Origin of the sequence: Okeania sp. SIO2C2, assembly GCF_010692625.1 — a bacterium.
Lineage (GTDB): Bacteria > Cyanobacteriota > Cyanobacteriia > Cyanobacteriales > Microcoleaceae > Okeania > Okeania hirsuta.
This window is the reverse complement of the sequence record NZ_JAAHGM010000040.1, coordinates 36,239-55,263: the sequence shown is the minus strand read 5'-3', so window position 1 is coordinate 55,263 and position 19,025 is coordinate 36,239. Positions and strand designations below refer to the sequence as shown.

The window sequence follows — 19,025 nt, the reverse complement described above, 5'->3', positions numbered from 1 at the left end:
AAGAATAGTTAGGGATTGCTGATTAAATATAAAAGCATTGACATATAAATACTTTAGCCTTTTTGGGAACGAAAAAAGTGCCCCTGTTTCAGCTCTTCACGCTCATGCATGGAGCGTATTTTAGGCACATAGTTGGGCAGAAAAATCATTCTTACAAAACGCCCGCTCCTACTTCCTCGCTCCCGATCCATTTCTCCTGTATCCAGTATAGCTATCTCCTGTCTCCTACCCCTACTAAAATACTTTTTCAGCAAACCCTAGTTATTCATATCTATCCCCCTAAATCCCCCTGAGAAAGGGGGACTTAATAGTTATAAATGTTTATCTGAAAATAGGGGGACTTGAAAATAAAAAGCTTACTTAATTAAACTGAAAAGGCATTGCTGAATTAAGGTATGAAAGTAGGTTGATAGGGAACACTTAACTGGGAACACCGGATCTGGGAAAAGTTAATATTAACAAGTAGTTCAAACCATCCAAAATAAAAAATCCCAAATACAAAATTATCAAATCATACCCAGAATCAGCAACGCCCTGAAAATTGTATAGTTATAATTTAAGTAAATGTTGATTGAGATAGTGGCTACACAAAATCAAGTCAAAATTTATCCGGCGGTTTGGAGAGCAAATCTCTACAGAGTATTAGGAAAAGTTCCCCCATTTTTAAGGCGGTTAGGGGGGATTTAATTCTACATTTTGCAAAATATTTAATCCTTAATTATAACATCGTAATATGAATAATAAAATAATCTTCATTCTCAAAGTCCTAATTCTCTCTGCTGGACTTTCCCTCTCGATCAAATATGCTGGCCCCTACCTTTCCATTTCCTCCACAGCAACCAATGCCATCATTGCTGTACTCACACCTCCAATAGTTGTAGGGATATTATTGGGATGGCGACTTTGGGGACAAGTTCAGAATGTGGAATAAAGGGTAAAGAAAGTGGGTTTTTAGGTGATTTCAGAGAAATTTGAGAAAAGTAAGAAAACTTGATGACTAGATTCCTTTATGACCAATTTGCTAAACAATATTTAGAAGAATTACTATCAATTATTGGCGAAGTAAAAGCACCCCGTGAAGTGCGGGGAGAAGCTAGGCAAATAGATGTCTGGTTTTCACCACAACCACAACTTCAAGGAAACCTAAAAGTATTAGGATTATTAGGTCGTTTTGCCACAACAACTGCTTTATTTGAACCTTACCGAAATCCTGTAACCCCTAATGAAATTTGTAGTTGTTTGCTGAAATTACTGGAAGTTAGGGGAGAATTTCAAAGAGAAGCGAACCGCAATAATAGCCGTATTTATGAAGATGATTATCCGAAATTATGGATACTTACTCCTACTGCTTCTCAACCTATATTAAATGGATTTGGTGCTAGTTCAGATGAAGAAAATTGGCTGAGAGGAATTTATTTTTTACCGGAATATTTACGCACGGCAATAGTAGTAATTCATCAGTTACCACGAATTCCAGAAACAATGTGGCTGAGAATATTAGGTAGGGGAAAAGTACAGTCTCAAGCTATAGATGAGTTAGAAGCATTACCTCAGGATAATCCTCAGCGTGAAAATGCTTTATTGTTGTTATCTGATTTGCTAAGTAATATAGAAGTAAATCCAGATATAGATTCAGAAGATCGGGAGTTAATTATGAGATTATCACCACTTTTTTCCCAACGTTTAGAGGAGGCAACTCAGTCAGGTATACAACAAGGTATACAACAAGGAGTACAACAAGGACATAGAGAAGTGATTGAAAATTTGCTTGTGTTTCGTTTTGGGCAATTAGATCGGGAACTGGAGGTAATTATTCAGCGGTTACAATCTCTATCTCTACCAGAATTAATGCCTTTACTATTACAATTGTCCCGTGATGAATTGTTAGCTAGATTTGGAGGTGAAAATTAATCAAATTATCACCACTTTTTCCCAAGGTTTAGAGGAGGCAACTCAGTCGGGTATACAACAAGGATTTCAACAAGGAGTAAAGTAAGCACAACGGGAATTTATAGAAAGTTTTTTAATATTTAAGTTCGGCACATTGGATGAAAAGCTAGAGTTCAACAATTAATAATTACAGTAGTTTCCGAAGTTATGAGGTACAGTTAGAAATAGGAATTTGATGATATAGCTATGAAGTCATATCCAATAGAACTGCGAGAAAAAATAGTTGATGCACACTTGAAACAAAAAATATCAATTCGTCAGGTGGCTATCACATTTTCTGTTGCTAAAAGCTTAGTGCAAAAACTGGTAAAACAACACAAAACAGATGGAAATTTAGAACCATTAAAACCTGGGAAACCAAGATTTAGTCATCTGACAAATGCAGATTTAGATTTAAAACAATTGGTATCAGAACATCCAGATGCAACTCTAGAATAATTATGTGAATTATTTGGATAAAAACAGGAAATTTGGTAAGTCGTACTGCCATATTTCGAGCTTGACAAAAACTGGGATTAAGCCGTAAAAAAACACTTCGTAGTAGCCAAGCGGGGACAGAAAGAGTTCAAAAATTAAGAGCAGAATATGGGGAAAAAGTGAAAGATATAGACCCAGAAAATTTAGTTTTTATAGATGAAACAGGTGTAATGCTTGGTTTAACAAGAACTCATGCCGGTTCAAACAAGGGAACTAGAGTATATGAAATGAAGCCATTTTATCGAGGTCAAAAAGTCACAGTAATTGGTGCAATAAGTGTTAAAGAAGTAGTAGGGTTAATGACAATAAATAATTCCATGGATAGCAAAGCATTCAAAGTATTTATTGAACATTTTTTACTACCAGAACTATGGCCAGGGGCGGTAGTTGTGCTCGATAATTTACCTGCACATAAACTAGCATCAATTGAACAAATGATTAAATCTGTAGGAGCTAAAGTTCTAAATTTATCTCCATACTAACCGGATTTTAATCCCATTGAATTATGGTGGTCACAATTAAAATCTTTTTTACGGAGCTGTTCTCCAACTACAGCAAAAATGGTTGATAGAATCATCTCTGTGGCAATTAACTTAATGAATCCTCAACATTTAAAAAACTGGTTTGCTAAGTGCTGTTACTGTACCTCATAACAACGGAAAGCGCTGTAATAATTAATTATTAATTATTAATTATTAATTATTACCTCTCCTTGAAAAGAAGAGGATTGACTAATCATGAAAATTTTTTCTCTCTTGGTCGATTGGAGGACAGCGAGGAGACCCGTTCTTACAGACCCGCTCCGAAGTACGCCATCCCCCCCTTCGGGAAGCTCCGAAGAGAGAACTCCGTTCCGCTGTCGCGAACGACCGCTTGTTTCTCCTTTAAAGGAGAGGATTTTTACCTTAATTATTCGGTAATAATCTCACAAATGATAGATTTTTCTGCTGTAGATTTAGCCAGATTAATAGTAGATTTATCTAATTTATCTCCTACAGAAATTTTGGCGAGATTTAAACCAGAAAATTGAAAGTTTTAGACAGCTCTAAATTAACCTATCACCTCTAGTAAAAAACTATGTTTTACCTAATAAGTATTGAAACTTTTTGGGAGTAGGGGTGTAGCGGAGTCGGCAATGAGGAGAGGTCAAATCAATAAATTTTATGATAATAGTTAATCATATTTAAAGGATTTGTCATTGTTTCTTTGTCTACTCCGCTACACTAGCTCATCTGACCATCAACGTTTGCTCTAGTTATGGGTAAAGTATAGACTAAAAAATGGGATATTTTTGTTTGATGAAGGCAGCTAATTCATAAGCGATCGCTGCTCATTTCTTCTGTTTTAACCAAGCTAATATCAAGGTGTAAATTGTAATTAAATATTACACAAATTCAAGATAGAATACATTAACCTATATACTTAAAATCCATACTTTAATTATAATTCTTGTGAATCTAGGTAATTGGATTGGACTATTCGCCATCCTCGCTTCCATATATATATTGTGGCAGATCCGTCAATTATTACTGCTAGTATTTACCGCAGTGGTAATTGCTACTACTCTCAATAAACTAGCTAGATGGCTACAACGTTTCAGCATAAATAGATCCCTAGCTGTATTAATATCGGTCAGTCTATTTATACTAATAATTGTGACTTTTTTCTGGGTAATTGTTCCACCTTTAGCGGAGCAGTTTCAACAGTTAATAACTATTGTTCCCTTGGGTATTAATAAATTAAATGATTGGTTGAATATACTCAAAGAACAATTACCTATTCAACTTAGAGAGCAATTACCAAACATTGATATTAATGAAGTTGTTACTCAACTACAACCTATATTTAATCAACTAATTAATAATGCTGGAGAGTTCGTTGGTAATACTTTCGGAATATTTCTGAGCTTACTACTAATTCTAGTTTTAACCATAATGATGTTGGTAAATCCTAGTGCCTACCGTCAAGCATTTATACAATTATTTCCCAATTTTTATCGACAACGAGTAAACCTAATTTTAAACCATTGTGAAATAGCATTAGGAGGGTGGGTAATTGGCACTTTAATTAATATGAGTGTAATTGCTTTACTAAGTTTTATTGGTCTATCTATATTGCAGCTCCCTCTGGCTTCAGCTCAAGCTATTTTGGCAGGGTTACTAACTTTAATACCGAATATTGGACCGACTCTTAGTGTAATTCCGCCGATGGCGATCGCTCTGATAGATTCTCCTTTAAAATCTGGTTTAGTTTTGTTGATTTACATTCTGATTCAACAAATTAAGGGTAATATTTTGACTCCTTATGTAATGGCGAAACAAGTTTCTTTGTTACCTGCTATGACATTAATTTCCCAAGTATTTTTTGCTAGCTTTTTTGGATTTTCAGGACTTTTACTCGCTTTACCTTTAACAATTATTGCTCAAGTCTGGATTCAAGAGTTATTAATTAAAGATATTCTTGATAATTGGCAAATTGAAAATTTTTCATATGAAAGAAATACCGTCAATGTTATGACTAAATCTGCGGAAGTTAATCAGAACCAGGTAGAAGATAAAATTGATTCTAAAGTAGAGCAAGTAGAAGATAAAAGTACAGAAGATTTACCTAAATCTAGTTCAGAAGAAGAAATTTAATAGGCAAGGATTCAGGAATCAGATTCGTTTTTTTTCTTCCCTGTTCCCTGTTCCCTGTTCCCTGTTCCCTAGTAGAGCAAATAGAATATCAAAGTACAGAAGATTTACCTAAATCTAGTTCAGAAGAAGAAATTTAATAGGCAAGGATTCAGGAATCAGATGTGAGAATTGAGGTGTTCCTTTAAATTATAGAATATAGCAGTTATCTTATTCATATATATTCGTTTTTTTTCTTCCCTGTTCCCTGTTCCCTGTTCCCTGTTCCCTGTTCCCTAAAAGTCTCCAATATCTCACAACTAAAATCATATTGCTAATATGAGAACAATTGCTGAAATTAACGACAAAATTATCAACAAAAAAGCCGTTGTATCCACAGTAACAGAAGTAAAAACTAGAGTTGCTGAAACCAGTGTTACCCAAGTAGCAAAAGAAGTTGATGTAATTACCACCGGGACTTTTGAGCCAATGGAGTCCTCTGGAGCTATCATTAATCTAGGACATACTGACCCACCAATTAAAATTCGCTCCTGCTGGTTAGATGGTATCCCTGCTTATTCGGGCTTTGGGGCTGTGGATTTATATCTTGGCGCCACTCAAATACCTGAAGATAATGAAGAATCTAAAGAAAGAGGTGGTGGTCATGTAATTGAAGACCTAATTGCAGGTAAACCTGTCCATCTTAGGGCAATTGGTCAAGTAACAGATTGTTATCCCAGAGCTACCTTTGAAACGACAATTACCCGTGAAACAATTAACCAGTTTTATTTATTCAATCCACGAAATCTATATCAAAATTTTATAGTTGGTGTAAACGGTGGCGATCGCCCTCTATTTACCTATCTTGGGCCTCTGATGCCAAATTTAGGTAATGCAGTTTATTCTAATACTGGTGCTATTTCTCCACTATTCAACGATCCAGATTTACAAGTAATTGGTATTGGTACTCGTATATTTTTGGGCGGTGGTATTGGATATATAACTTGGGAAGGTACTCAACACTTTCCTTTACAAAAACGTTTACCTAATCGTACTCCCATTGGACCTGCTGCGACTTTGGCCTTGATTGGAGATGGGAAACAAATGCAATCTAAATGGGTGCGTGGTTGCTATTTCAAAAATCATGGTCCCTCAATTATGTTGGGTGTAGGCATTCCTCTGCCTGTTTTGAATGAGAAAGTAGTAGCTAACTGTACTATTCAAGACCAAGATATTGTTGCACCAGTAGTAGATTTTTCCATTCCCCGACGGGTACGTCCAACTTTTGGTTTAGTTAGCTATGCTCAACTCAAGTCTGGTCGTATAAAAATAGAGGGCAAACTTGTCAGAAGTGCCCCTCTTGCCAGTATTTTCCTTTCTAATCAAATTGCTTTAGAGTTAAAACAGTGGATTGAAGCGGGAGAATTTACTCTAACTGAATCAGTTGCTCCAATTCCTATGGATAGAACTTTTTTGCCATTTCTAGAAAGTTAATTTTGAATCAGAGTTAGGGGAGCTGTTCCATTCGTCTGGCGCAGAAGTTAGGAGTTTCGACTTAGTTAACAATTTGCGAATGCTAAATTTTTGGGGTTGCACATTGTGGAATGATATTGCCAAAAATTAGTCTAGACTTTGACTAAAAAAACCATTAATTAATAATTCTAGCAATTGATTAATCCAAAATCCAATTCAATCAAAAATATCAAATCATTCGTCACTGTGCAACGCCAAATTTTTGAACCTAAGCGACCTAAAAGGTTGGAATTTTTTAAACTAAAAAATCCTAAAACCTTTATATGTCAATGCTTTTAGATTTATTCAGCAAGCCCTAATTAATAATTAATAATTAATAATTACCTCTTCTTTTCAAGGAGAGGTAAGACTAATCATGAAAATTTTTTCTTCTCTTGGTCGATTGGAGGACAGCGAGGAGACCCGTTCTTGCAGACCCGCTCCGAAGATCGCCATCCCACCCTTCGGGAAGCTCCGAAGAGAGAACTCCGTTCCGCTGTCGCGAACGACCACTTGTTTCTCCTTGAAAGGAGAGGATTTTTACCTTAATTATTCGGTAAATATTGAAAAAAAGGAAAAAACGATATAAATAACTATCTAAAATGACCTGGAACACCTATTTTTAAGCAGCTCCGATTAATATCTACCTTTTTGTAGAATTCTTTTTTCAAATTCCCCAACATAATTTTATACTTATTGAACACTTCAGTTATTAGGTAATAATAATAGTTCACTCATGTTTTTAGCAATTATTTATATGAAGTAAATATATTTTATTCGTTATTTCTCTACTCTATACAGATGTTGTATGCAAGGTATCTCACATATTAATAAAATGTAGCAAAAATGCGTGATATTTGGTATTAATTTTGCATAGGTACTTAGATATAAAATTAAAGATAAAGATATTGATAATTTATTTGCTACTCCTTTCTTTCCTTTTTCCCTTTTTCCCAAGTATGCTAATTATGAGAAAATTCTCCAAACTTTGTCGCTAAAAACTATAAAAAAACAAAAATAAATTATCCTACTCATCTGTATTTTTCTTTTTTTTAGTAGGTTTAGGAATAGGTTCTTTTCTTGTTGGAGCTGAATTTGCCGAATTATAATTCTGGGAAGTAGGTCTGCGAGAATAATTACTTCTTCTATTATCATTAAATGTTTTTCGACCTTTAAATGGAGGCTTACGACGATTATTAACAAATAGACTACCTATATCATTAGCATATTGAACAACAAGAAATGTATCCTGCCTTTGAATATGTAAATCCCAGAAACGATTCAGTGGGCGATCGCCTAAATTCCCTTTTAGTTTCAGCTTGAAAAACCTAGGAGTATCTTCATCCTTGCGAGGAGCTTGTTTAACTCTAACTATTATATATTCTTCTTCTTGAGATTGATAAATTACTTCTCCTCGGATGGAAAAATAACCATCATTTAAGCTTAATAAACTATCTATTTGAGTCTCATCATCAGTAACAATAGTAGTTTGTTGAGAATTATCTATATCTTCTGATGTTTGTGGTATTTCTTCACTTTGATTATCTTCAGCAGTGGGAGAAATGGTCAAAGAAGAAGTAACATTATCTTTTGATTCAGTATTTTTAATTTTTCTGAGGGTTTCTGGTTCCCATACCCCCATAATTTGGATATGTAGGTCATCATTTTCTTGTCTAGTACGAGGATAAACAACCCACAGATGTTCCTCCTCTAGGTCTAAATGATTTTTTAATAGACTCATTACCCGACCTAACAATACAGCATCTATTTCTGAACCATCTGGAGTTTGTAAACTGCCCCGTGTAAATTGTTCTGTAGAAGGTTGATAACGACCTCGAACTAAACCTATAGCTCGATACTGTTTTGGTTCACTTGGGGGAGCAATTGGATGTTGTCGCACAATAGTATTATCTTGATTAGGAGTATCAATTTCATTTTGATCTAAATCTTGAGATTCCCAAGAATTTAACGGCTGATTATCTGTCACAGTTAAAGTATGAATATCTCGATCTTTCTCTTTGGCCATCTCTTTACCTGAAGATTTATTAGTTAATTTTACCGAAAAATTGGGGGATGTGCCTCGCCCTTATAGGGCAACTTTTTAATTGATTAAGTGGGAAGACATAAGCTATAGTATTATTGTCGCGGGTGGGCAATCCGAGACAATAAATCGACACTATTGTTATTAATCCAATTAGATTGTTGATTAATCCGTACATTTTCCACAATTCTTTAATTTTCTTGGCTCGTTTGCACAGCATACCGTAGGAAATGAAAAAAAATTGGACACGTATATAATGAATTGTGGAAGTATTTGACAGTTTGCTACAATAACAAAGGCAAGAACCAAGCTAACTTAATTTAATTCTCAGGGTTGAAATCCTATACAAAACTTTTAAGAGTAGGTTGCCTATAAAGGTGGTTAACAAATCCATTAACCTTAAAATACCCGAAAATAATGGAATAGAGTAGCAAAGTTTTCAAATTAATCAAAAGCTTTTATTAGGTGGAATTACCACCGATTTTAAGCCTGTGGAGAAGATTAGGTGGCAACCTTCGGGTACTGCGCAGGAAGCTATTCTCCAAAGCTCAAACCGCAGTTTGGGTAAGTCTGAATAAGTTCAGTAGAACGGAATTTAATCTCATGGTAGATAAACGTCGTGGTTTTTTGATGGCGGTGGTGGTGTTGGTAATAATTGCTTTTTTAGGATTTTCTCTATCTCCTTTATTAGGGGGACTATTAGAGGCCAATCAAAATAATGGTCAATCCACTCCATCTTCAACTCAGACTCCTGTAGCAGATCAAGAAGCAGATTTGCTGGCACAAGCACGGGGTTATGAGTTAGTTTTACAAAGGGAACCAGATAATCAAACTGCACTACAAGGACTTTTACAAGTTAAGTTAGAGTTAATTCAATCAGGAAAGGGCAATATTGAGGAGGTTATACCTCCATTAGAAAAATTATCTGAATTAAATCCTGGTAATACAGATTATAATGTACTGCTAGCTCAAGCTAAAACATATACAGGCGATCGCGAAGGTGCGGCTCAAATTTATCGTTCCCTTCTGGCAGCTAAACCTGGAGATTTAAAGGCTTTGCAGGGTTTGGTTAATTTGTTGTTGCAACAGGAGCGCCCGGAAGCTGCTATTGGTTTATTACAGGATACACTAAAAGCGGCTCCTGTGGCAAATCAAGTGGAAGCTGGCAGTATTGATGTGGTTTCAGTGCAGTTGATTTTGGGACAGGTTTATGCAGAGCAGAAACGCTACGATGAGGCGATCGCTGTTTATGATGAAGCAATTAAGGGCAATGCTGAAGATTTTCGGCCTGTTTTAGCTAAGGCAATTATGCTCAGAGAGCAAGGTAATAATGAAGCTGCTCAAGAGCTTTTCGATCTGGCAATAGAACTAGCTCCTGCAGGATTTAAAGATCAAATTAAGCAGGAAGTTTCGGCTAATTCCGGTTCCGAACCACAAGCATCTCCAGAATCAAATGCTACTGAAACTCAGGTAGAAGAGTAGAAAATAATTAGATTAGCATTAGCTCCAAATTAGTTAAATTCAAACACTAAACAATTTTGGACTTAAAGATTTATTTAATCTATTGAACTCTGATAAATTATCAGGGTCTTTTTTTTGCAAGTAAATAGCTAATACTAATTAACCCTACTCCCAATATTGTGACTTGATCTATTAGTGTTTGAGAAGTTTCTTGATGAGGATTAAGACTATATTTCCAATTTCCTACCTTTGCCATCATCAAGTCTGTTTGACTGTAGGTGTAAAGAAACTTTAACTCCAAATTACTGTTTTGTAGCAGTAGAATTAGAAGTTTTGTAACTGCTATTGCTTCATTATTAGCTTTCGAGTTAATAACATCACCAATTACAGTAGTAGGATCTATTTTAACATCTGCTTGGGTTGCCTGAGCTGTTAAAAAAAATTCTGAGGCATTATTATTAGCTGCCTGTGCTGAATTTATATCGATCGTGCTGTAGCTAAGAATAGTACTAATAGTTATAGAGGCTATTTTTATAAATTTTATAAAAGGGTTTCTCATCTCAGTATATTCCACAATACTTAATTAAGATTTTTCACCATAGAGACCTGTTCTAATTAAACTTTTGTGAATTAGTTAAATCACACATCCTTAAATGGATGAAGCTAGAAGAACTTTTTTCTCAACAGTATTATTACTGATGTGCCACTTTTATAGTATGAGCTTTGTGTCAAGCTGTGTACTGATAGAATAACGGAGAAATAATGATTTAGATCACTGACAAAATAACTTTTTTATGGGTATATATCCTTAAGTAAGGATTTCATTTTTGTAACTTCTAAGTATGTATACACAAATGTGGAGCGTTATATGAAATACTAAATTTTTTGCTACAAATATTTAGGCTGTTTCCAGGAGTCAGGAATCAGAAGTCAGTAGGAATAGCTTATATATAATTTAGTTACAGTCAAGCTCTGTTTTGAGTCAAATCGACATTTCTAGGTAAAGTCTTTTAAGTAGGAAAATTATTCGTAGCATTATTTTTTATATTTCATATATAGGTGGGAAAATTTAGTTGAAGACTGTCTACTTATGTATTGGACATTTGACGCATTCTACATGGGCTACTGATGGTTGAAATACTGAACAGTTTAATCATAATGATAAACCTTAACAATTTTCAGCGTTGGTGTAGCCTAGCGACAGCTATATCGCCATACAAAAAAACTCTAAATTTTCTGCTAGTTGGCTTGATTATTTTTGAATTTTTATTAGTTCTAATTTATCTTGGCAGTATCTTAGTTAGTGGTAAATCCTACCCCCTATTTGACATGAACGGTCAAATGACTATTTCTTCTCTCTTACAAGCATTACATTTATTAATAATTGGATTGATACCTTTAATATTACTTTTCAAAGAATGGCATTCTCAAATTCCCCCTTCTCATTGGTTTAAATTAACCTTTGGTATACTCTTAATTTATGGTGCTATTGATGAAGTATTTAAAATTCATCTACAACTAAAAAACTGGATTCCTTGGTTGGGCGAACGTGGTTGGCTGCAAATATATATAGTTCTTTTTATTATGCCTTTGATTCTCTTTTATTCAGACTTAAAATTCTTGTGGCGTTCCTATGGTCGAGAAACTTTTTTAGCATTACTAGGAATGTTGATTTTTGCCATTGGAGGATTTGGAGCTGAAATTTTTAAAGATATTGCTCAACCTTTACTCAGTTTATTATTTACACAAGATTTTTTAATGAGTTTTATTGAAAAAATTCGCATTGCTTTTGAAGAATTTTTTGAACTAATTGGTGAAAATTTAATTGCCTATGGATTTTTACTTTTTCTGGGTAAAAGACTAGTGCCGCTACGCGGAAGTTAAAAGTCATGCATTTAAAAGTCAATCATTTTTTATTTGTAATTGTTTGAGGATTTTGTAACTGGTCAGTTATTTCCGCCATCTTGCACTAGATAAAGATCGGCAAATGATTAGCCAAGAAGTCGTAAATACTCAACCTTAATACAAACATCCATTGCTAAATTTAAACCTGCATCTAATGCTTTATTTGCTGACTGCCAATCTTTAACATCTAGCTGAGTCCAAATAGTTTTGGCATGAATAGCGATCGCTGAGTCTACTATTTCTGGCAAATATTCAGAACGGCGGAAGACATTAACAATATCTACAGGTTCAGGAATATCTGTTAAAGCAGCATAACTAGGTTGACCATCAATTTCTTTAACTACTGGATTAACAGGATAAACTTTATAACCTACCTCTCGTAAAAATTTAGCAATTTGATAGCTAGTACGAATTGGTTGATCAGAATGACCCACCACAGCAATTACTTGAGAATTTGTTAGTATCTCTCGCTTCAGATGATCGTTAGTATTCAAATTGACCATGATTTTGTTTAATAAGCAATATATTCTAAATAGGACAATATTATGATATAGCAATATGATTTGAGTTGTGAGATATTGGAGAGTTTTAGGGAACAGGGAACAGAGAACAGGGAACAGGGAAGAAAAAAACGAATATATATGAAGTTAAGATAACTGCTATATTCTATACTTGAAAGGAACACTTCAATTTTCACATCTGATTCCTGATTGCTATATAATATAAATTAATTTTTTATCCAAAATTTATAATATTTTGATAATTAGTTATGACCGAAAAATTATGGTCAATAATCTCCCATTTTAAGGGTATAAAAAAAGCGGTCGAGAGATGGCGAGGTCTCCTCGCCATATCTAATCGACCAAGAGAAGAGAATATTCTAGATTTAAAGCCTCTAGTTGAAGCAAGAGGTACTGAATCATGTAGTTCAGATTATAGGAGGCTAACTGATAACTGAAATGACGAAATTTAGTAGTGAGTATTCGCGTTAAATTTCTGCAAAACCGCCTTTTTTTTAATTAGATGCTAGACAAATTTTTTATCCTCTACAGCATCAGACCTATAAGCACTATTTAAACTGTTGAAAATTACCATTTTTTTTGCGGGTTTAATACCCCACCGTCAACGAGGGAGCTTAAAATTGCTTAGGGTTATCAGACACGGAGTTGCCGGTCGTTGACTATCCATAAGCAATTTTTCCTTCAGCATAGCTGCCTTCTTCAACATTTAATCATTAGACATCTCCAGAAAAGAAACTTGCTCTTTATTTACTATAAACTAGGGTTGTAAAAGTTACTTACAAAATAATTTTCCGTATTTTTTTCCTAAAAACATCTTCCCTGTTCCCTGTTCCCTGTTCCCTATTCCCTATTCCCTACTGTTACAAAAAGTCTATATCTTTTTCACCAGATGTCTATTACCAATTACCAACAATAATGAACAAACCAATTAATATCTTCGAGTATGGATCTTTGGCAACACAACATTTATCTCAAATGGCACTAGATTATTATTCTAGTGGCGCATGGGATGAAATTACTTTGCAAGATAACCGTACTGCTTATGAACGATATAAATTACGACCTCGAATGTTAGTAAATGTTAGCCAGCGAAATTTAACTACAAAAATCCTGGGACAGCATATTAAAATGCCAATTTTAATTGCCCCTATGGCTTTTCAATGTTTAGCACATCCAGAAGGAGAATTAGCAACAGCAAGAGTAGCAGCAGATTTAGGAACAATAATGGTATTAAGTACCATGTCCACTAAAAGTTTAGAAGATGTGGCATTAGCTCCAAATGTGCCAAAAAATTTTTGGTTTCAACTCTATGTACATCGCGACCGCGGTCTAACTCGTGCTTTAGTAGAAAGAGCTGAAGCTGCAGGTTATCAAGCATTATGCTTGACAGTTGATGCGCCAATTTTGGGTAGAAGAGAACGCGATCGCCGAAATAAGTTTACTTTACCATCTGACATGGAATTAGCTAATTTAAAGTCGATGGCAAATTTAGAAATTCCTCAAACAGAAGATGAGTCTGGGTTATTTGCTTATGTTGCCAATCAACTAGATCCAGCTCTTAGCTGGGGAGATATAGACTGGTTGCAGTCATTGACATCATTACCTATAGTAGTTAAAGGAATTTTGCGGGAAGATGATGCTATTCGAGCTGTAGAACATGGGGCAAAAGGAATTATTGTTTCTAATCATGGAGGTCGGCAGTTAGATGGAGCGATCGCCACTCTTGATGCTCTCCCAGAAGTAGTTGCAGCAGTGGGACATCAAGTTGATGTACTGATGGATGGAGGTATACGCAGGGGTACAGATATTCTCAAAGCATTAGCATTAGGGGCAAAAGCTGTTTTAATTGGGCGTCCGGTTTTGTGGGGACTGGCAGTGAATGGAGAAGCAGGAGTGTGGCATTTGTTGGAGCTATTGCGCGATGAATTAGATGTGGCAATGGCATTGAGTGGCTGTGCTAAGATCGAAAATATAGATTCTAGTTTAGTTCGTTATATTTAAATTGAAGAAGGAAGAAGTGGATGGGGAGTCAAACCCCAACCAATTGTAAACACCGCAAGTGACGGCGGGGTATTAAACCCAAAAGAAAAAGATAAAAATTTCAGGTTAATTCATCTAATTGGGTGAAGTTTTCTATACTGTAAGAATAGTATCATTGAGTTAGATATAAAGTTCATATAAGGTTTTTTATTTAGATGGTGAGTAAAAAAATGAACAAATCTAAAACTATTAATAATCCCAAAGTATATGAAACTAAAAATACAGGTATGGCTTACCTTTTATGGTGTTCTAGTTTCTTAGGTATTTGCGGATTACATAGATTGTATTTGGGGAAATATGTAACTGGTAGTTTATGGTTAGCTACTTTCGGTTTATTCGGAATTGGTCAATTTTTTGATGTCTTCTTTATTCCTGGAATGGTAGAACAGAAAAATCTCAAAAATTTCAAGAAACAATTAGATTCTGGGGATATATATAATTATTTTCCTCAAGAACAAATAGTGAGAATGTTAGAGACTAATCCCCCAAAATCAGATACACAAATTATTCTCCAACTAGCCAAGGAAAATCCAGATGGAATTTCAATAGCAGATTGTATCATTGCTACAAATAAAACAGTATCAGAAATGAAAGAACTGTTAAAAACTTTATATAAAGAGGGTTTATTAGAAATGGAAAATCACCCCGAAACAGGAGCTGTTATTTATAAAGTATTTTAAAAATTTAGATTGTGTACGTTGAGTTTCTTTCCTCAAACTTTAATATGATATTCCCTTGAATATTTATAAATAAGGGGATAGGAAGCAGTTCAATAATTAATTATTAATTATTAATTATTAATTATTACCTCTCCTTGAAAAGAAGAGGATTAACTCAAAAGAAAATTTTTTCTCTCTTGGTCGATTGGAGGACAGCGAGGAGACCCGTTCTTACAGACCCGCTCCGAAGATCGCCATCCCACCCTACGGAAAGCTGCGCTAACGACCGCTTGTTTCTCCTTTAAAGGGGAAGCTTTAGACCACAATTTCTCGGTAAAAATGAATAATACAGCGTGTTTCATATTAATGATGTACACCAGTCGCGGGCAAAATGCCCGCACTACAAAGACATTATCATTAATATTTGTACCTTATATATCTGCAATCTGCTGTATATCTTTACTTCATAGAAATAATTGCTAAAAATATTACTTAACCTGACTTATTACTTAATAACTGAAGTGTTCAATAAGTATAGCATTATAGGTATATAGCAATCCTAAATGATTTGTGAGAATTTTTATAATAGTTAAGATTGACGAAAAACCTTGAAAATTCTAACTCCTGACTCCTCACTACCACAGAAATATTACAATTGAAATAGGATTGCTATAGTATTATTGTCAGGAATTGGTATAAGGAGATTTGTTATGTGTAAGAAGATATAGCATTTATAAATGAATTTGTAAAAAAGAAGGCAACTTTTTACAGGACAAAAATCAAATAAAGTATATTTGATAAATTGTCTAATTGCCTGTTTCCAAGATATTTTTATTGTATAAAAATATAATTGTTGTAAAAATTCACAATGACTCAAACAGAGATAAACACAATTACCGTTGCTAAAAAAGCTTTTGATAAATTTACTCATGGTTTAGCAACTGGAGAATGGGAAGCATTCTTAGATATGCTTACTGATGACTTTACCTTTTGGTTTCCCGTAGGAAAATTTCATGGTTTAAATGAAGGAAAAGACCGCGCTAGAGAATTTTTTCAGTATGTTTCTGAAGCTTATAGTGAAGGACTTTTAATTACTTCTTTAGACAATATTACTAGCAACAAAACAACAGTAGTATTTGAATTTCGGGATGAAGGTCCGATGTGGGGAAAAGCTTATAAAAATCGAGTAGCAGTTTCTTTTGATGTGAGAGGGGATAAAATTTGTTCCTACCGAGAATATTTAGGTAGTGATGGTAAGTCGAATTAATTAGCTATAGCAGGGAATAGGGAATAGGGAATAGGGAACAGGGAACAGGCAATAGGCAATAGTGGGAAAAATATTTCCCTGTCTTACAGTTTATTACCAGTCTATGTCCTAACCAACCCATTCTTTGCTATATATAAATATCTCCAGAAAAAGGGGGAATAGGGAGCAGGAAACAGAGAGAAATGATATCAAATCCGGTTAAACAGCCATAGAATGGTTAAGTTAGGAGGAATCAGGAGTCAGGAGACAGGAGACAGGAGTCAGGAGGAGAAAGAATTACAAAGATGAGGGTAGTTATGACGATTGAAGATTTTTTTGATGTCCAATTAAACGGATTTGATATGATTGATAATTTACGGATAATACCATTTTGAAAAAAAGAATATTACAAAACTTCCCCTCCTGGGAGGGGGAGGGGCGAGGGGTGGGTTTACTCCTAAGAAATAGCCTAACTATTTGTAGCAAACATTTATCAAATTGGTATTACAGGAGCAGGACTACCAGAAATTTTACTATTCCCTATTCCCTATTCCCTAGACCTCTTGCAAAAGTTTTAATTAAATCAATTCAAAATAAAGATATGAAATCAACAATTTCATCCCCCTATTCCCTGACTTCTGCAAGAAGTCTCCTATCTAAATTTCTGAAAAATCCTTTTTCTTTTCTACTAATAATGCTTTAGCTTTTGCCTTAATTTTGGCATGATATACTACTCCTTCATAAGCATAACGATTATAACCACTATTAACAATTAACTCCTCTAAATAACGTACCCTTTCTGCGGTCTCTGGGTGAGTAGATAACCAAGCAATAATACCTCTATCTTCTGTGTCTTCATTCAGAGTCTTCATCAAATTTCTTACCCCATCTGCTGCATAATCTGCTGATACTAAAATTCGCGTTCCTAATACATCTGCTTGACGTTCCATTTCTCGACTATAGTTAAGTACAATTAAATTACTAACTACACCACCAGCATAAGGAATATATTGAGTAACGCTACTAATTAAATTACCTTCAGACATTAACTGAAATCCATGAGATAATACAGTATGAGCTAGTTCGTGAGCAAGTAAACCTGCTAATTCTGCTTCAGAATTTGTCTTAACTATTGCTCCTAAATTAATAAATATTTGCCCGCCAGGTAAAGCAAAAGCATTAAGATTTTCATCATTTATTATATAAAACTGATATTCAAACTCGTCTCTACCAGTCATTTTTGCAAGTTTTTGCCCAATAGTATCGATATATTCAAGAATTGTTTCATCTTCAACCATAGGTAAACTTTTAGTTGCAGATTTTGCTAAACTCTTGCCAATTTTTGATTCTCCTCGAAGCATTAATGCTGTTGTTTGAACTGCATTCATAGCAGCAAATGGATTACCAGTAAGAGCTACTCCTAAAGCGCCAGTAACAACATTAGCAATTGTATTTCCTCTTAATTTTGATTTGAGCTGAGACTGAAATTTTTTTCTATAGGTTTCTGCTAATTGATTAAATTCATCTACTTGGGAATGTTCGGGATTCATTAAAGCAAATTGTTGAGCAGATAAAGTTGCTTCTAACCATTTTTCTTCATTTGCTAGGGCAGTAATTTGAGCTTTCATTAATTCCGGTTCGTTGGGATATAAACTCGCTGCTTGATGTAATATTTCTAAGGATAATTCTGTTTGTTCATCAGCTTTTAATACTTCTGCAAGTTTAATATGAGCTGGAATAAATTCAGGATATTCTTTGACTAATAATTTTAAAGCTATAAATATTTGAGTCTCTAGATTTTTAGCTAATCCTTCTTGTGCTTGCCGCCAATAAACTTGAGCTGTTACTGGTAATTCTCTAGGTTCATAAATTGGTTTAGGGCGATTAATTTTAGCTTCAATATCTTCAGAAAATGGTTCTTTTACTTCTCGGTAAAGTTTTTCAGCTACTGTTTTTTCTCCTGATAAATAAAGTCGGTCTGCTTCAGCTAATTTTTGTTCTGGTGTTTCTGGCCGAAAATTAGTAGGAAATATTTTTGCTGACGGAGGTTTTTGAGGTTGATTTTCTAGAGTATTTGTTTCTGCTAAAGCTAAGTTTTGCAGGGAAAATAAGCTAATTATAATTGTGAAATAATTTATAAAAATTTTCATAGTTTTATTTGATATTAAATCTGGTTAAACAGTTATAGATTGGTTAAGTCTTTAGGAGTCAGTCCTCAGGAGTCAGGAGGAAAGAGAATCACAAAGATGAGTATAGTTATGACGATTCGAGAATTTTTTATGTCCAATTAAACGGATTTGATATGAGTAAAGAATTTTGTCTATATAGCAGAAGGAAGAAGGCTTTAGTTATCTAGGAGAGAAGTAAGAAGCAAGAACTAAGAAGGCTTTAGTTATCTAGGAGAGAAGGAATCAGGAAAAATCTTGTTTTGTCTGAGTTTTAAGCTTTTGATCTGTCAAATACAGTAATGGCGACTGCGATAACAGAGAATAGGAAATAAGGAGTGGGAAGATGGTAAATTAGGAATAATATTATGTCCGTTTAATTAGTGATAAAAAACTTCCTTCTTCTTCTTCTTCCCTCCTGACTCCTGACTACTTC

General features: G+C 34.6%; 17 protein-coding genes. 12 read left to right on the top strand and 5 right to left on the bottom strand.

The features are described 5' to 3' along the window. Positions 1-53 precede the first annotated feature (53 nt). Entirely contained in the window at positions 54-254 is a 201-nt protein-coding gene (locus tag F6K18_RS25245; protein ID WP_287525061.1) for a hypothetical protein, read from the bottom strand. Positions 255-733: 479 nt separating this feature from the next. Here F6K18_RS25245 and F6K18_RS25240 point away from each other — a divergent pair, with 479 nt between their 5' ends. From F6K18_RS25240 to F6K18_RS25215, 6 genes are all read left to right on the top strand, one after another. Then, on the top strand, positions 734-931 hold the full coding sequence (locus F6K18_RS25240) for a hypothetical protein (RefSeq protein ID WP_124154965.1): 198 nt from the start codon (positions 734-736) through the stop codon (positions 929-931). A gap of 62 nt (positions 932-993) precedes the next feature. Then, positions 994-1,911, top strand: coding sequence for a hypothetical protein (locus F6K18_RS25235; protein WP_287525060.1), 918 nt, complete (start codon positions 994-996; stop codon positions 1,909-1,911). A gap of 225 nt (positions 1,912-2,136) precedes the next feature. Then, a complete protein-coding gene (locus tag F6K18_RS25230; protein ID WP_287525059.1) occupies positions 2,137-2,388 on the top strand; it encodes a hypothetical protein in 252 nt (83 codons plus the stop codon). A 158-nt stretch (positions 2,389-2,546) separates the two neighbouring features. Next, positions 2,547-2,909: a transposase gene (locus F6K18_RS25225; protein ID WP_287525058.1), complete on the top strand. Its 363-nt coding sequence runs from the start codon at positions 2,547-2,549 to the stop codon at positions 2,907-2,909. Between the two features lie 969 nt (positions 2,910-3,878). Next, positions 3,879-5,063, top strand: a complete 1,185-nt coding sequence (locus tag F6K18_RS25220; protein WP_287525057.1) for an AI-2E family transporter — start codon at positions 3,879-3,881, stop codon at positions 5,061-5,063. A 315-nt stretch (positions 5,064-5,378) separates the two neighbouring features. After that, positions 5,379-6,533: a homocysteine biosynthesis protein gene (locus F6K18_RS25215; RefSeq protein WP_287525056.1), complete on the top strand. Its 1,155-nt coding sequence runs from the start codon at positions 5,379-5,381 to the stop codon at positions 6,531-6,533. Between the two features lie 1,045 nt (positions 6,534-7,578). On the opposite strand, the gene F6K18_RS25210 is transcribed toward F6K18_RS25215, so the two are convergent. Then, a complete protein-coding gene (locus F6K18_RS25210) occupies positions 7,579-8,577 on the bottom strand; it encodes a hypothetical protein (protein WP_287525055.1) in 999 nt (332 codons plus the stop codon). 618 nt (positions 8,578-9,195) lie between these two features. Here F6K18_RS25210 and F6K18_RS25205 point away from each other — a divergent pair. Beyond that, complete coding sequence (locus F6K18_RS25205) at positions 9,196-10,074, top strand: tetratricopeptide repeat protein (protein WP_287525054.1); 879 nt, start codon at positions 9,196-9,198, stop codon at positions 10,072-10,074. A 100-nt stretch (positions 10,075-10,174) separates the two neighbouring features. Here F6K18_RS25205 and F6K18_RS25200 read toward each other — a convergent pair whose 3' ends face one another. Beyond that, positions 10,175-10,612, bottom strand: coding sequence for a hypothetical protein (locus F6K18_RS25200; protein ID WP_287525053.1), 438 nt, complete (start codon positions 10,610-10,612; stop codon positions 10,175-10,177). A gap of 599 nt (positions 10,613-11,211) precedes the next feature. Here F6K18_RS25200 and F6K18_RS25195 point away from each other — a divergent pair. Then, the gene (locus F6K18_RS25195) at positions 11,212-11,937 is read left to right on the top strand and encodes a hypothetical protein (protein ID WP_287525052.1); all 726 of its coding nucleotides are present in this window, start codon (positions 11,212-11,214) and stop codon (positions 11,935-11,937) included. A gap of 107 nt (positions 11,938-12,044) precedes the next feature. On the opposite strand, the gene F6K18_RS25190 is transcribed toward F6K18_RS25195, so the two are convergent. After that, positions 12,045-12,461: a CoA-binding protein gene (locus F6K18_RS25190; RefSeq protein WP_287525051.1), complete on the bottom strand. Its 417-nt coding sequence runs from the start codon at positions 12,459-12,461 to the stop codon at positions 12,045-12,047. 266 nt (positions 12,462-12,727) lie between these two features. Here F6K18_RS25190 and F6K18_RS25185 point away from each other — a divergent pair, with 266 nt between their 5' ends. From F6K18_RS25185 to F6K18_RS25170, 4 genes are all read left to right on the top strand, one after another. Continuing rightward, the gene (locus tag F6K18_RS25185; protein WP_287525050.1) at positions 12,728-12,916 is read left to right on the top strand and encodes a hypothetical protein; all 189 of its coding nucleotides are present in this window, start codon (positions 12,728-12,730) and stop codon (positions 12,914-12,916) included. 478 nt (positions 12,917-13,394) lie between these two features. Further along, the gene (locus tag F6K18_RS25180) at positions 13,395-14,480 is read left to right on the top strand and encodes an alpha-hydroxy acid oxidase (RefSeq protein ID WP_287525049.1); all 1,086 of its coding nucleotides are present in this window, start codon (positions 13,395-13,397) and stop codon (positions 14,478-14,480) included. Positions 14,481-14,689: 209 nt separating this feature from the next. Further along, positions 14,690-15,199: an NINE protein gene (locus tag F6K18_RS25175; protein WP_287525048.1), complete on the top strand. Its 510-nt coding sequence runs from the start codon at positions 14,690-14,692 to the stop codon at positions 15,197-15,199. Between the two features lie 847 nt (positions 15,200-16,046). Further along, positions 16,047-16,445, top strand: a complete 399-nt coding sequence (locus F6K18_RS25170) for a nuclear transport factor 2 family protein (RefSeq protein ID WP_287525047.1) — start codon at positions 16,047-16,049, stop codon at positions 16,443-16,445. Positions 16,446-17,080: 635 nt separating this feature from the next. On the opposite strand, the gene F6K18_RS25165 is transcribed toward F6K18_RS25170, so the two are convergent. Further along, positions 17,081-18,574, bottom strand: a complete 1,494-nt coding sequence (locus F6K18_RS25165; RefSeq protein WP_287525046.1) for a M48 family metallopeptidase — start codon at positions 18,572-18,574, stop codon at positions 17,081-17,083. Between the last annotated feature and the right edge of the window lie 451 nt (positions 18,575-19,025).

What these genes read in the sequence shown, in the direction of transcription:
- F6K18_RS25215 (WP_287525056.1), top strand. Translation starts at nt 5,379, where the DNA reads ATGAGAACAATTGCTGAAATTAACGACAAAATTATCAACAAAAAAGCC.
- F6K18_RS25175 (WP_287525048.1), top strand. Translation starts at nt 14,690, where the DNA reads ATGAACAAATCTAAAACTATTAATAATCCCAAAGTATATGAAACTAAA.
- F6K18_RS25185 (WP_287525050.1), top strand. Translation starts at nt 12,728, where the DNA reads ATGACCGAAAAATTATGGTCAATAATCTCCCATTTTAAGGGTATAAAA.
- F6K18_RS25180 (WP_287525049.1), top strand. Translation starts at nt 13,395, where the DNA reads ATGAACAAACCAATTAATATCTTCGAGTATGGATCTTTGGCAACACAA.
- F6K18_RS25195 (WP_287525052.1), top strand. Translation starts at nt 11,212, where the DNA reads ATGATAAACCTTAACAATTTTCAGCGTTGGTGTAGCCTAGCGACAGCT.
- F6K18_RS25210 (WP_287525055.1), bottom strand. Translation starts at nt 8,577, where the DNA reads ATGGCCAAAGAGAAAGATCGAGATATTCATACTTTAACTGTGACAGAT.
- F6K18_RS25200 (WP_287525053.1), bottom strand. Translation starts at nt 10,612, where the DNA reads ATGAGAAACCCTTTTATAAAATTTATAAAAATAGCCTCTATAACTATT.
- F6K18_RS25190 (WP_287525051.1), bottom strand. Translation starts at nt 12,461, where the DNA reads ATGGTCAATTTGAATACTAACGATCATCTGAAGCGAGAGATACTAACA.
- F6K18_RS25240 (WP_124154965.1), top strand. Translation starts at nt 734, where the DNA reads ATGAATAATAAAATAATCTTCATTCTCAAAGTCCTAATTCTCTCTGCT.
- F6K18_RS25230 (WP_287525059.1), top strand. Translation starts at nt 2,137, where the DNA reads ATGAAGTCATATCCAATAGAACTGCGAGAAAAAATAGTTGATGCACAC.
- F6K18_RS25205 (WP_287525054.1), top strand. Translation starts at nt 9,196, where the DNA reads ATGGTAGATAAACGTCGTGGTTTTTTGATGGCGGTGGTGGTGTTGGTA.
- F6K18_RS25235 (WP_287525060.1), top strand. Translation starts at nt 994, where the DNA reads ATGACTAGATTCCTTTATGACCAATTTGCTAAACAATATTTAGAAGAA.
- F6K18_RS25170 (WP_287525047.1), top strand. Translation starts at nt 16,047, where the DNA reads ATGACTCAAACAGAGATAAACACAATTACCGTTGCTAAAAAAGCTTTT.
- F6K18_RS25165 (WP_287525046.1), bottom strand. Translation starts at nt 18,574, where the DNA reads ATGAAAATTTTTATAAATTATTTCACAATTATAATTAGCTTATTTTCC.